Source organism: Photobacterium sp. GSS17 (assembly GCF_028621875.1).
In the GTDB taxonomy this organism is placed as follows: domain Bacteria; phylum Pseudomonadota; class Gammaproteobacteria; order Enterobacterales; family Vibrionaceae; genus Photobacterium; species Photobacterium ganghwense.
Genome location: NZ_CP117517.1, coordinates 1483838 through 1497277 on the forward strand (window position 1 = coordinate 1483838; position 13440 = coordinate 1497277).

Consider the following 13440-nt stretch of genomic DNA (forward strand, 5'->3'; position numbering starts at 1 on the left):
TTCACTGTAGTGGAAAAATGTGACAAGGGTTAGTTATTTGGGCCCAATAGGGTACAATTGAGAAAGAACACTTAGGGCAACCAAATAGCTAAGTGGCTTGTTTTTATGAATTTTTGACGGGAAGTGTATGAGATTTGGATAAATTGCGGTGAATTTGTTGAATAAATAACAAGAACCGCTGATTTTTCCCGATTCTCTTTTTACCCACACAGGGATTACAGTACATTCCCCCGTCAAATTGCTTTCCTGAATTTGGGGATACACATGCTACGACTGGTCAATCTTTGCAAAGGCTATCTGGATGGTGATGAATACCATTCTGTTTTGCAAGGGGCTGAGTTGGAATTAGACCAAGGTGAACAACTCGCACTCATGGGTGAAAGTGGTTCCGGCAAAAGTACGTTGCTGAATCTGATCGCCGGGCTGGATACCGCTGATGCCGGAGAAATCTGGCTCGGTGACCAGCCTATTCATGCTATCCCTGAGCGGGCCCGAACGGCGTTTCGCAGGAACAATATCGGCCTCGTTTTCCAGCAGTTTAATCTGCTGCCTACCTTAACCACGGCCGACAATATCCGTTTTTGTCGACAGCTGAAAGGGATGGATGAAGATCCTGTGCTCTGGCGTCAGATTATTTCTGCACTAGATTTGATGCCGCTGCTGGGCCGTTATCCTGAGGAGATGTCCGGCGGTCAGCAACAGCGTACCGCGATTGCCCGCGCGTTATACATGGAACCGCAGATCCTGCTGGCCGATGAACCGACCGGCAGTCTGGATGAGCGAAATGCCGACGCAGTGATCCGCCTGCTGGTGCGTCTGACCAAACAGCTGGATTGCACGTTGCTGCTGGTGACCCACAGCCACAAAGTGGCCGATCACATGAACGGCTGTATTCGCCTTCAGGGAGGGCAGTTGCATGTCAAACCCCGTAGCTAAGGCGCTATGGGGGCACTACAAACGCCACCCCCTGCAAATAGTACTGGTCTGGTTTGGCCTGACACTGGGTATCGCACTGCTGGTGGGCGTTATGGGTGTCAACCAGCAGGCCAGAGAAAGCTACCGCGACGGTGAGCAACTGTTTTCCAATCCTTATCCCTACCGTATTCGCCATGCTCAGCCGTCCCTGAAAGTCCCGCAAGGGTTTTATATCCAGCTTCGCCGTGACGGGTTCAAACAGTGTGTACCTATGGATCAGATCCGGGTCGTCACTCAAGACGGACGCGATGTGGAAATCGTCGGGATCGATCCGGTCGCCTTGTTTAACGGTGCCTCTTTATTATCGTCACGTAATCAGAACCAGATCATGCAGCTGATGCAGCCGCCGTATCCCATCATGGTGGGGGCTCATCTGGCTAATTACATGGGCATCGAAGACGGCCAGCCCCTGACGCTGGAAAACGGGCGTCAGCTCGGGCCTGTTCATGTGGTGGATGAAGAGCGGATCAACGGCCCCCGTATGCTGGCGGACATGAGCCTGCTGCGCAGTATTCAGCCGGGCTCAGGCCTGACCGCTATCCTGTGCGGCAAGATGACACCGCAGGCACTACGCCGTCTGGAAAGTCAGTTGCCAATTGCCCTTAAGCTGGAAAAAGAAGAAGCGGCCGGATTGGAACCGCTGACCAATGCGTTTCACCTGAACCTATTTGCGATGGGAATGCTGGCCTTTGTGGTCGGACTGTTCATTTTTTATCAGGCGATGTCGTTATCGCTGACGCAGCGCCAGCCGTTGGTAGGGCTGATGCGTCAGGCTGGGGTATCTTCTCTGCAACTGGCCAAAGCCCTGATTGTGGAATTGCTGGTCTGGATTGTGCTCGGGCTGGTGGGCGGAAATCTGCTGGGCCTGATGTTGGCCGAACAACTGCTGCCATCGGTCGCCGAGACATTGAACAATTTGTACGGTGCAAACGTCAGCCTGTCAGTCAGCTGGCACTGGGAATGGGGCGTTGCCTCGGTGCTGATTGCCTTGCTGGGTTGCCTGCTGGCCTGTGGCTGGCCGCTGATACGGTTGATTCGAACGCCGCCGGCACGACTGGCCACACATATGTCGTTGGTGCGTTTCAGCGGGCGTGAGTTTGCGATTCAGGCGCTGGTTTCCTGTTTGTTTGTGGTAGCGGCCTATGGTATTTATCAGCTGCCACATGGACAGCAGGCCGGGTTTGTTTTGATTGCCTGCATTCTGATTGCATCGGCATTAGGCATGCCTTATCTGTTGTGGCAACTGTTCCGGTTGCTGGGCGTTGTCGTCCGTTCGGCACGTCTGCGTTGGTTTTTCTCCGATGCCGCGGCCAGCCTCAGCTATCGGGGGGTAGCAGCAATGGCTTTCATGCTGGCTCTGGCTTCCAATATCGGGATGGAAACCATGACCGGCAGTTTCCGCCATACGACCAAGGTGTGGCTGGATCAGCGATTGGCGGCGGACATTTATGTGCGTCCATCGGCGAATGTAGCACCACGCATTGCCAGCTGGCTGGAAAAGCAGGAAGAAGTGGATCAGGTCTGGTGGCAATGGCGTCATACCATTCCTTCTGATTACGGCAAACTGCAGGTGGTCAGCGTAGGCGGCACCCAAGAAGAAAAAGCCGCGCTGGCCATTAAAGTCGCCATGCCGGAATACTGGCAGCGGCTGCATTATGGCCGGGCAATGCTGGTCAGTGAGTCGCTGGCCATTAAACATAACTGGGAACCGGGTCAGGTGATTGATATGCCTGCACCGCTGAACCAGAAATGGTTGATCGCGGGCGTGTATTACGACTACGGCAACCCGCATGGTCAGGTGATTATTCCGCACAAACGCTGGCAGCAGTTGTGGCCGCACCGTGGTCAGGTTGGGCTGGCTATTCATCTGCAGCCAGGGGCTGACACCATGAGCATGATGAAAAAGTTGGGGGAGACATTCCGTCTGCCACCTGAGCGGGTGCGCAACAATGCCGAGCTGATGGTACAGGCCATGCGGGTGTTCGACCGTACTTTTGTGGTCACGGCCACTTTGGGTAAGCTGACCCTGTTTGTCGCAGTCTGCGGTCTGTTTTTTGCGACGGTTGCCGGTGAGTTATCGCGTCAGCGCCAGTTTGCTCTGTTACGTTGCATGGGCATGACCGGACGCGAGTTAGCCTTGCTGGGCGGCGGCCAGTTGCTGCTGATCGGGGTGATGACCGCGCTGATTGCACTGCCGTTGGGGCTGATTCTGGCGCAGTTGCTGATTGATGTGGTGCTCAAATACTCGTTTGGCTGGACGATGCCGGTCGAATATTTTCCGGTCGACTACCTGATGTCATTGGGCTCCGCCTTGTTTGTCCTGTTGCTGGCCGGAGCCTGGCCGGTCTGGCGGTTGGTGAAGCGGTCAGCCATTCTGTCTTTGCGGGAGTCATTCTGATGCGCACACTATCAACCCTCAGCCTGCTGCCGGTATTTTTGCTGATGGCCGCCTGTCTGCTGACGCTGCAGGGGTGTGAGACGGAGTCCGACCCCGAAGATCAGGCTATTGTGATGCTCAGTCAGGAAAGTGGTGAGCAGTTTGCGCGAGTCGAACCGGGAGTCAGGCTGACATTTCCGCAGGATCACCTGCCACATCCGGAATTTCGCAATGAATGGTGGTATCTCACTGCGAACCTGAAAAGTGAAACCGGGGAAGAGTTTGGCTTGCAATGGACATTGTTCCGCAACGCCGTATCGACTCAACCGGGTAATGGCTGGCAAGATCCGCAACGTTATATGGCACATCTGGTGGTCACCGGTGAGAAGAAGCTCTGGGCGGCAGAACGCTTTGCCCGTGGCGGGATTGGTCAGGCCGGAGTCACCGGACGGCCGTTTCGTGCCTGGCTGGATAACTGGTTATGGTTGTCTCACAGCGACTCACCGTTTCCCTCGACACTGACCTTTGCTGACGGGGAGTCACCCAAGCCGGACATGGCGGGTAAGCTGGAGATCACGCAAACCGGTCCGTTGGTGCTGCAGGGCGATCAGGGTTATAACCGCAAACATGCTACTCAGCCGATCGCTTCTTACTATTACAGCGCGCCGTTTCTGACACTGAAGGGTGAACTGGAGCTGGACGGCAAACTTTACCACGTCGAAGGTAAGGGTTGGCTGGATCGGGAATGGAGCAGTGTCGGACTGTCAGACAGCCAGCTGGGCTGGGACTGGTTTGCGATTCACCTTGATGACGGTCGTGCCCTGATGCTGTACCAGATCAGGGAAAAAGATCACCGTCCGTATTATTTTGGCTCCCTCAGTTGGCCGGATGGGCGTACTCAGGGGCTGAAGCCGGAAGATATTAAGCTGTCGCCCGTGTCTTTTACGACTAACGATGAGGGACACAGTTACCCTCACGCCTGGTACATTGAGTTACCTGCTTATCAAATACAACTGAAAGTGGATACTGTCCGCAAGGAACAATGGTTGCCGTTTATCTTTTCATACTGGGAAGGACCTGTGAAAGTAACGGGCAGCCATTCAGGACAAGGATATATGGAACTGACCGGCTATTAATGCCGGCACGCCGTAGGAAACGAATAGGAAGACACACGTGTTAACTAACTTACAATTCGATGAATCGTCGCTGACCCAACGCTTAATGAATTTTCGCCGGGAATTTCACCGTTACCCGGAAGCTGCCTGGCGGGAATTTTTCACGACTAGCCGGATTGCCGGTCACCTGGAAGCGCTGGGATATACCCTGTGTTTCAGCGATGAAATCATTCATCGGGATGCCATCATGGGGCGGGATGAAACGCTGGTGGCGCAAGCGCAGCAGCGTGCAATGGTCTGGGGTGCGGATGAGCGCTACATGGCCAGAATGAACGGCATTACCGGTGTCGGTGCCATTCTTGATACCGGTAAACCGGGGCCGGTCATTGCCATGCGTTTTGACATTGATGCTGTTGAAGTGATGGAAAGCCAGAATGACTCACATCGTCCCCGTTTTCTGGGCTTTGCGTCGCTGGAGCCGGGCGTGACCCATGCCTGTGGCCATGATGCCCATAGCTCGATTGGTCTTGGGATCGCAGAAATTCTGGCAGCCAACACATCTCAGATGACAGGTACCATCAAGCTGCTGTTCCAACCGGCAGAAGAAGGCTGTCGCGCCGGTAAAGCCATTGCTGAAAGTGGCTGGCTGGACGATGTGGATTACCTTTTTGCCGCCCATATCGGAATGAATGTGCCGAGCGGGACGCTGGTGTGTGACCCTCAGCATTTCCTGTGCAGTTCCAAGTTTGACCTGCACTTTACCGGTAAACCGGCTCACGCCGGTATTGAACCTAACGCCGGTCACAACGCCCTCGCGGCGGCCTGTACGGCTGTGACTCAGATGCTGGCGATTCCCCGTCACCGTGACGGGATGACACGGGTGAACGTTGGCCAGATGCATGCCGGTGACGGGCGCAACGTGATTCCGGCAAATGCGGTGCTGATGGGGGAAACCCGCGGTGAAAATCGCGAGCTGAACGCGTATATGTTCCAGCAGGTTGAAACGATCGCCAAGGCCGCAGGGCAGATGCACAACGTGCAGGTGGAGATCCGGCCACAAGGTGAAGCGATTGGGCTGGAAAACGATGTCGAGATGGTGAATCTGCTGGAACGCTTGGGGAAACCGAGCGGCTTTGCCGATGTGATGCGTGAGAAAGATTTCGGTGCCAGTGAAGACGCCGGTTATCTGGTTGATCGGGTGCAGGCGAACGGTGGTAAGGCGGTGTACTGCCTGATTGGTTCAGACCTGACAGCTGGCCACCACAACGGCGATTTTGATATTGATGAAAGCCGTATGTTGCCTGCTGTGCGTTTGTTTCTGAATGCGATCAGTAGCTTGCAACGGGAAGCGCAGTTGAATGACGCGTCCCAGTGAAATAGCTCAATAAAGTAGTTTAAGAGCCATAGTTATCAGCATGTATTCAAGCTAGCTACGAGCATAGATTCAAGCATAGCTACGAGTATAGATACAAGATCACAGCTCAAAAACATAGCACGGGAGCACAGCCTGAGTAGCAATGAATTAAGCCAACCAATTTCCGGCCTAATATCTGGCACAAATGTTCCACAGGGTTAGCTCTACAAGGTTAGAGACAAACCGATATACAGACCTCAGCGATAGCCTTGCTCATTGTAAGGACACCTCCGACAGACCCTGAAGCGAAAGTTTCGGGGTCTTTTTTATACTGAAACGAATTTGTTTAAGGTTCAGCACAAAAATTTTTCAAAAAGCGCATATTATTTCTATGGTTAAAGAAAAATAACTTTCATTGTCATGCGCCGACGGGAAACCGTCAGGAAGCTTTGTCAGCGCCGAACTAGTGACTCCGAACTGCATTTCGATCCGCAGTATCCAGAGTGCCTGAGTTTTATTGATTTGAGTTTCACAGACTTTAATTTCACAGACTTTAATTTCACGGACCTAAGCCCAACGCGTTGTCGTTCACATGAGGGAGCCGCACTTGTCCAGTACAGAAGGCAGCAACTCAGCCGAATCAGAAATTGTGATGACCCGGCCATCTACGTGGCTGATCCCTTTTTGTCTGAGCGATAAGTTCAAATTTGCCTTCCGTGTGGCGGTCAGTCTGACATTTGCCTACTTGTTCCCCATGGCGATGGGCTGGAGTAACCCGTCAACAGCAGCCACGACAGTCATGTTGATTGCATCAACCGGCAGTCGGCGTGAATCGCTGGCGAAGGGGACATTGCGGGTTCTAGGCACTCTGCTCGGTGGCTTTATCGGACTGGTGCTGGTGGGCATGTTCGCGCAAGACCGCATGCTGTATCTGCTGGTGGTGTCGCTGGTCGTGACAGTGGTTTTCTATATTCGCTCTGCCTATCTCAATGATCCCACCTTGTTCATGCTCACCGGGGTCACCACGCTGATAATGTATCACGGTGGTGATGCACAGGGCGCGTTTCTTTACGGCATCGAACGTATTTATATGACTGTGTTTGGTGTGGTGGTGTACACCCTGATTGGGATCTTTTTGTTTCCACCCCGGGTAGAGCAAAACTTGCATCAGATGGCTGACGCACTGGCCGCGGCGCAGAAAGCGTTATTTGATGCTATCTGCCAACCGCCGGAATCCCCGTCATCAGAAACGGTTAGCCACATGGCGGACAAAAGCCAATCGGCGGAATTTCAGACCGATAAGAGTCGCAGCACGGATACCGAGCGAATTGTTTCCGATGCAGGTTCAGGGAGTGCTCCGCAGACTCAGACTCAGGCCCAGCCTCATATCTCGCCGGAAGCAGATAAAAACGCTTCTCACACAGATTTAATGGCATTAACACAAGCGATGTTTGCCGCTCAGAAAGCCTTTGATACCCGGTATCAGACCCTGAATGCCGATTGCAGTGAAATTTCTGCCTATAAAACGGAATGGGACGGTGCTCAGGCGTTATTCAGCCAAATCACAGATTTGCTCGCGATGGCTGCCAGACAGCATCCCCGCGCCGGGGGGCACCCGGAGCATTATATCCGTGATTTTTCTGCCCGCTGTGAAGAGATTACGGCGCTGTTTGCCAGCTTGCCGGAAGCGTGGGAGAGCAAAGAAGTGTATCCGCTTGTGGCACTTGAACCGATAGAGTGTGATGGTGATGTACTGAAACAGGCGAGCCATCTCTATCGTGGCGAAGCGATCACGCTGAATTATCTGCTTGGTCAGCTTCAGGAAAAACTGTGTCAGTTGCGCACCTGCATCAGCAGTATTGATTCGGTGACGGGCGGATTAGGGTTGGATCTGCCAACGCCTGCCGCCACACCTGACTTCCGCTGGTGGGATGCTGAAAATGCCAAAACTTCGATAAAGGTACTGCTGACCTACTGGCTGGCCGCCGCATTCTGGATCAATTTCAATCCACCCGGTGGATACAATGTGGTGATATACAGCGCCTTGCTGGTTTCGCTGCTGTCTTATATGCCGATACACCCGGTGCTGTTGCTGATTCTGTTTACCCTCGGGTTTGCGTTTTCTGTGCCTTCCTATGTTTTTATCCTGCCACAGCTGACCATAGGCTCAGAACTGGCCGTATTCATTTTTCTGTATACATTTATTGGTTTCTACCTGCTGAAAGGGCCGGTCACGATCTTCTTCCTGCTTGGGATGTTCACGATCGGTATCAACAACACTATGGTGTACAACTTCAATATCACCATCACCATAGTGACGATGTTTTATCTCATTACGTTCACGGTAATTTTGTCGCATTACCTGCCGTTTACCAGCCGCCCCGAAGCGCTGATGCTGATTTTCCGCGAACGTTTTTTCCGCCACTGCTATCGCTTATTCCGGCTGATGCAAAAGCCAAAGCTGACAATTCGGGATCGTATTCTGCGCCGGTGGCATCGGGTCACCATGCAGGCCACGCTGGGTAAAATGAAGGTCTGGAGCCAGAAAGTACCGACAAAGTCGTTTCCCGATATCGATCAGCAGGACATGGCAGCGTTTATCGCTGCGTGTGAGGTATTTCAGCATCATTTATTAATGCTGGATCGGGGCAAGTCAAAGCTGAGCGACAACGAAATTGTGCTTAATGCACAGAAAAAACACCGGGACCAAATTTTACCGGCGGTCGCTAAATCTCTGATGGCTGCACCGGAGAAGAGGGATCCACCACCACATGAATCGGAAGATCTCCGGCAGGATTATCATGAACTGGAACATCGGTTGGATCAGTATTTTGAGCATATCGTGCTGGAAAAGCACAGCAGTAAAGACATTGCCGGATTTTATTTTTTCCTAAACTTGAAGAAAAACTTATTTGAATCATTGATGTTATGTAAGCGTGCCCATGATCAGGTTCCCTGGTCGGCACTTCGCATGACACGTTTTTAAGGGGAAAGGCGTGACAGGCAAACTGAATGTCTGGTTTCTCGTGGGTGTCTTGGCCTCCATGCCCGGTTGTACCGTACTGGGGCCGAATTTTACCGGAGTTGATCCGGTGCCGTTGCCTGCCAGTTGGGATCAGAGGGATTATCAGCTCAGCCAGACGCAGACCGCACGCTGGTGGCAGCAGTTTAACGACCCTAACCTCAATCATCTGGTTGATTTGGCGGCGCAGCAGAATTTGGATCTGACCGCGGCCGGTTTGCGGATTCTGCAGGCCAGAGCGGCATTAGGGGTGGCTGACGGATTGCGGTATCCACAACGGCAGACGGTATCCGGGCGACTGGCAAAGGTCTATCAGTCGGAACAAACTTTCGATAATACCAACCTGACGTTTGATGCGGCCTGGGAGCTTGATGTCTGGGGGCGTTACGTGCGGGGCGTAGAATCGGCAGAAGCGGCAATGTATGCCTCTATTGCCTCTTATCATGATGTGCTGGTGACCATTACGGCGGAAGTGGTCCGCAATTACATCAACTACCGCACCTTCGAAGAGCGTATTCTGCTGTCGCTGCGTAACATCGATATCCAGAAACGGGTCGCCAAAATTACCCAGGTGCAGTATGAATCGGGCGATGTGACGGAGCTCGATGTACAGCAGGCGAACACCCAGCTGTATAACACTCAGTCTGCCTTGCCCAGCTTGAAAATCGGTTTGATACAGTCCCGTAATGCGCTGGCTGTGTTGCTGGGAATGCTGCCGGACGACGTGGAGATCTTGCTGAAGAGTCCCGCCGTCAGGGCAAAAGTCGCTGCCTTTGATAACAAGTATGAGACCCACCTCAACAGCCGACTGTCTGAAAACTATGATCAATTGTCCCTGATACCGGTTCCGCCGCGGGTTCAGCCACGCATTGAAGCATCCCTGGTGTTGCGGCGCCCGGACTTGCAGTTGGCGGAGTTACAGGCACATGCGCAAAGCAGCCGGATAGGGATCGCTCAGGCAGACCTGTATCCGCAGTTTACGCTCTTTGGTGCCATTGGTTTTGACAGCACAGTACCGGCCGGTGGTGACTTTTCTTCCAGTAAAGCCTTGAACCTGCAAATGGGGCCTTCTTTTTCCTGGAACATTTTTCAGTACGGCAGGGTGAAAAATAATATCCGGCTGGAAGATGCCCGTTTCGAGGAAACCCTGACCAACTACAACCGGCAGGTGTTGCTGGCGGTGCAGGAAGTCACGAATGCCCTGGAGTCTTATCAGCTTAACCGTGAGCAGAAACTGCTGGCGTTTAACTCTGTGGATGCCTCGGTTCGGGCCTTTAACATCTCACTGACCCAGTACCAGAACGGTCAGATTAGCTTTGAGCGATTACTGGATTCTGTCGAGAAGATGACCCGCAGTGAAGATAACTACGCCATTGTGAAAGGCAGTGTCGCGACGCAGGTTGTGGCGCTTTACAAATCGCTGGGCGGCGGCTGGGAAGCCAATACCGGCAAGGCATTCGTCAGTGAGGCAACCCGCGAAAAAATGGCGGAGCGCACCGACTGGGGTGACATGCTGGAAGAGACAACACTGCCGCCGTGGGCGCCGGAACCGGTCACGCCGGCCAAATCCCCGTTCGGGGATCCGATTGACCCGGCCAAGCAACGTTATCCGGGAGGACCCTGATGCCATATGAATTATCGTGGGGAGATGTGTATTTTTCCCCGTTTTTGCTGGTGGTGGTCATTGCCATTGTGGCTGCCTGGGTGACCGTGATGGTGCTGAATGCCACGCGGTTGTCCCGACTGATTGCCTTTCCGTCGGTCACTTTTCTGGCGTTTGTCGTGTTCTACATCGTGGCAGTGGATGCCTACTTTATCCGTTTTTAGGTGCAGCTATGAAAAAAATTAAAAAGCTCATCGTGGTGCTGATTAATGTCCTGATCATTGGCGGGGCGGTGTATTTCGGCTACCAGAAATACGAGGAGTATTTTGCCAATCCCTGGACCCGAAACGGACAGGTCAGGGCCAATATTGTGAAAGTGGCACCGCGGGTTTCCGGCCCGGTGGTAACGGTGGCGGTGAAAGACAACCAGTTTGTGCGCAAAGGGGATTTGCTGTTTGAAATTGACCCGACCACCTTTGATGTTGCGCTGTCTCAGGCTGAATCGGCACTGGAGCGCTCCCGTATCAGCGCCAAGGGTAAAAAAATCGAATACGACCGGTTGTTGGATATTCAGGCTAAAGATCGTGGCGCGGTGTCGCTGAAAGACTTAACCCGTAGGGAAATCAGCTATCAGGAATCGCTGGTGCAAATTCGTATTGCGGAGCAGAAAGTACATGCGGCTAAACTGAATCTTGAGTTTACCCGGATAGTGGCTTCGGTCGATGGCTATGTGTCTAACTTGGATATCCGGGAGGGAACGCAGGCCGTCGCGAATCAGCCGTTGCTGGCGCTGGTGGATGTTAACAGCTTCTGGGTGTTTGCGTACTTCCGTGAAAATGAGCTGTCTCGTATTCACATCGGGGATGATGCCAAAGTGACGCTGATGGCGTATCCGGAGCAGCCAATTGATGCGGTGGTCGACTCGCTGGGTTGGGGGATTGCCCCGCAGGACGGCAGTGTCGGTTATAACCTGTTGCCTAACGTTAACCCGGTTTTCCAGTGGATTCGGCTGGCACAGCGTATTCCGGTGCGCATTACGGTTGGCGATCTGCCGGAAGGGGTTCACCTGCGATTCGGTATGACAGCGTCGGTCATGGTCCTCGACCAATCAGATAAGCAACAGAACCAATGAGGAGGCAGTAGGATGGGGCGAAAAATCACCGAGCAGAACAATTTCTACTACATGACGTTGGCCCTGATCATTTTGTTGATTTCCACGTCACTCGGCATGGTCATTAAACAGAACTGGTTGGACACAATTTTTCAGGCCATCACGATTTTTACTTTTCTCGTCTGCCTGATCAGCCTCCGCTTTGCCGTCGGATGGTATCGTTTTTTGATGACTATCATGATTATCTGGGTCGTATTGGCAATCAGCAAAAATGTCTTCGGCATTACGCAGGTCGACATTGCCATGATGTTGTTGATGCTCATGTTTTTTATCGGCACCTTTAAAGCCATTGTTCGGCAGATCTTGTTCACGGGCTCGATTGATAACAACAAAGTGGTTGGCTCGCTCGCGCTCTTTCTGTTGCTGGGGCTGATATGGGCGATTCTTTATTTGTTAATTCTGGAATTTTCGCCTAGTTCTTTTGACGGGCTGGAATATCAGGATTGGGGGCTGAACTTTACCAATGTTGCTTACTTCAGCTTCGTGACCCTTACAACGCTGGGCTACGGTGATATCAGCCCGGTGACGCCGTTTGCTCAGGTTGTCGTGTATCTGGAAGCGATTGCCGGTGTGTTCTATATGGCTATTGTGGTAGCCAGCCTTGTTGGTGCCAGTCAGAGTAATCAGGAAAAGCATGATGAATAATCAAAATCCGCAACACTCAGAATCGAGCAGTGCCTTTATCAACAACATGGTCGAGTCAGCCATTCGAATTGGTTTGCTGTTTGTGCTGGTCGTGTGGACCTATGACATCATTAAACCCTTTCTTATCCCGGTGCTGTGGGGGGCTATTATTGCGGTGGCGCTGATGCCGGTGACCAAAAAGCTGGCCAACTGGCTCAACGGCAAGGAAAGTCTGGCCGCCACGCTGCTGGCATTGCTCGGTGTGCTGGTGCTGATTGTGCCGCTGATTCTGGTCATGGGGTCAATTTATGATGGCATTATCAGGCTCACGGAGGTGTTTCAGGCCGGAGAGATTCGTATTCCCGGCCCGACCGACCGGATAGCGGCTATTCCGGTGATAGGGGACAAGCTCTACAGTATTTGGTCATTATTCTCTACCAATCTGGAGCAAGCCATCACCAATTATCTGCCACAGATTAAAACCGCCGTCGGGGCGTTTGCGGGCATCCTTGGAAGCGGGGTGCTCACGGTGGTGATGTCCGTCATTTCCCTGCTGATTGCCGCCGCCTTTATGGCCAATGCGGAGTCCATGTCGAAAGCGGTCAAAACCGTGTCGATACGGATAGCCGGCCCGAAAGGGGAACAGTGGGCAAGCCTGATTGCCGCAACGATTCGCAGTGTGTTACTGGGCGTGGTTGGGGTGGCCTTTATTCAGGCCATTCTGATTGGCGCGGCGTTTTTCGTCTTCGGCATTCCGGCGGCAGGCGGTCTGACACTGCTGGTCTTTATTTTGGCGATTGCCCAGTTACCGGCACTGATCATTGTGCTGCCGGTGATCATTTATGTCTTTTCGTACATGGATACGACGCCGGCGACCATCTTTACGGTCTGGGTTCTGCTGGCTGGGTTGTCGGACAATATCCTGAAACCCATGCTAATGGGACGGGGCGTCGAAATACCTATGCCGGTTATCCTGATTGGTGCCATCGGCGGGATGCTGGTCTCGGGAATCATCGGTTTGTTTGTGGGAGCCGTAGTACTGGCTATCTGGTACGAACTGTTCACCCATTGGGTGAGAACCCCGGTCGGCCAGCCTGAAAAGGCTGACGAGACGGCCCAAAATACCGAGGACTGACGTTATTAGCCCCGTCTGTCACCTGACGATGGGGCTGAGTTTATCCAACCGCCTGGTAATGTTC

At 52.9% G+C, this 13440-nt stretch carries 10 protein-coding genes; all 10 read left to right on the plus strand.

The annotated features are described in order from the left end of the window. Positions 1-264: 264 nt before the first annotated feature. The 10 genes from PGW97_RS06565 to PGW97_RS06610 all read left to right on the plus strand — a co-directional run bounded on the left by PGW97_RS06565 (position 265) and on the right by PGW97_RS06610 (position 13376). Positions 265-936: an ABC transporter ATP-binding protein gene (locus PGW97_RS06565; protein ID WP_273859360.1), complete on the plus strand. Its 672-nt coding sequence runs from the start codon at positions 265-267 to the stop codon at positions 934-936. Further along, complete coding sequence (locus PGW97_RS06570) at positions 917-3373, plus strand: ABC transporter permease (RefSeq protein WP_047885622.1); 2457 nt, start codon at positions 917-919, stop codon at positions 3371-3373. Before PGW97_RS06565 ends, PGW97_RS06570 begins: the two co-directional genes overlap by 20 nt. Next, positions 3373-4488 (plus strand): lipocalin-like domain-containing protein, encoded by a 1116-nt coding sequence (locus tag PGW97_RS06575; RefSeq protein WP_273859362.1) that lies wholly within the window; start codon positions 3373-3375, stop codon positions 4486-4488. Before PGW97_RS06570 ends, PGW97_RS06575 begins: the two co-directional genes overlap by 1 nt. 37 nt (positions 4489-4525) lie before the next feature. Next, on the plus strand, positions 4526-5842 hold the full coding sequence (locus tag PGW97_RS06580) for an amidohydrolase (RefSeq protein ID WP_273859363.1): 1317 nt from the start codon (positions 4526-4528) through the stop codon (positions 5840-5842). Between the two features lie 667 nt (positions 5843-6509). After that, complete coding sequence (locus PGW97_RS06585; protein WP_273859635.1) at positions 6510-8807, plus strand: FUSC family protein; 2298 nt, start codon at positions 6510-6512, stop codon at positions 8805-8807. 58 nt (positions 8808-8865) lie between these two features. Continuing rightward, positions 8866-10467, plus strand: a complete 1602-nt coding sequence (locus PGW97_RS06590; protein WP_217391736.1) for a TolC family protein — start codon at positions 8866-8868, stop codon at positions 10465-10467. Next, entirely contained in the window at positions 10467-10670 is a 204-nt protein-coding gene (locus tag PGW97_RS06595; RefSeq protein WP_207103209.1) for a DUF1656 domain-containing protein, read from the plus strand. Before PGW97_RS06590 ends, PGW97_RS06595 begins: the two co-directional genes overlap by 1 nt. Before the next feature lie 17 nt (positions 10671-10687). Next, positions 10688-11578, plus strand: coding sequence for an HlyD family secretion protein (locus PGW97_RS06600; RefSeq protein ID WP_273859636.1), 891 nt, complete (start codon positions 10688-10690; stop codon positions 11576-11578). 12 nt (positions 11579-11590) lie between these two features. Further along, positions 11591-12262, plus strand: a complete 672-nt coding sequence (locus PGW97_RS06605) for a potassium channel family protein (protein WP_047885617.1) — start codon at positions 11591-11593, stop codon at positions 12260-12262. Further along, complete coding sequence (locus PGW97_RS06610) at positions 12255-13376, plus strand: AI-2E family transporter (protein ID WP_207103705.1); 1122 nt, start codon at positions 12255-12257, stop codon at positions 13374-13376. The genes PGW97_RS06605 and PGW97_RS06610 overlap by 8 nt, the downstream gene beginning before the upstream one ends. Positions 13377-13440 lie beyond the last annotated feature (64 nt).

What these genes read in the sequence shown, in the direction of transcription:
- PGW97_RS06565 (WP_273859360.1), top strand. Translation starts at nt 265, where the DNA reads ATGCTACGACTGGTCAATCTTTGCAAAGGCTATCTGGATGGTGATGAA.
- PGW97_RS06570 (WP_047885622.1), top strand. Translation starts at nt 917, where the DNA reads ATGTCAAACCCCGTAGCTAAGGCGCTATGGGGGCACTACAAACGCCAC.
- PGW97_RS06575 (WP_273859362.1), top strand. Translation starts at nt 3,373, where the DNA reads ATGCGCACACTATCAACCCTCAGCCTGCTGCCGGTATTTTTGCTGATG.
- PGW97_RS06590 (WP_217391736.1), top strand. Translation starts at nt 8,866, where the DNA reads ATGCCCGGTTGTACCGTACTGGGGCCGAATTTTACCGGAGTTGATCCG.
- PGW97_RS06595 (WP_207103209.1), top strand. Translation starts at nt 10,467, where the DNA reads ATGCCATATGAATTATCGTGGGGAGATGTGTATTTTTCCCCGTTTTTG.
- PGW97_RS06605 (WP_047885617.1), top strand. Translation starts at nt 11,591, where the DNA reads ATGGGGCGAAAAATCACCGAGCAGAACAATTTCTACTACATGACGTTG.
- PGW97_RS06610 (WP_207103705.1), top strand. Translation starts at nt 12,255, where the DNA reads ATGAATAATCAAAATCCGCAACACTCAGAATCGAGCAGTGCCTTTATC.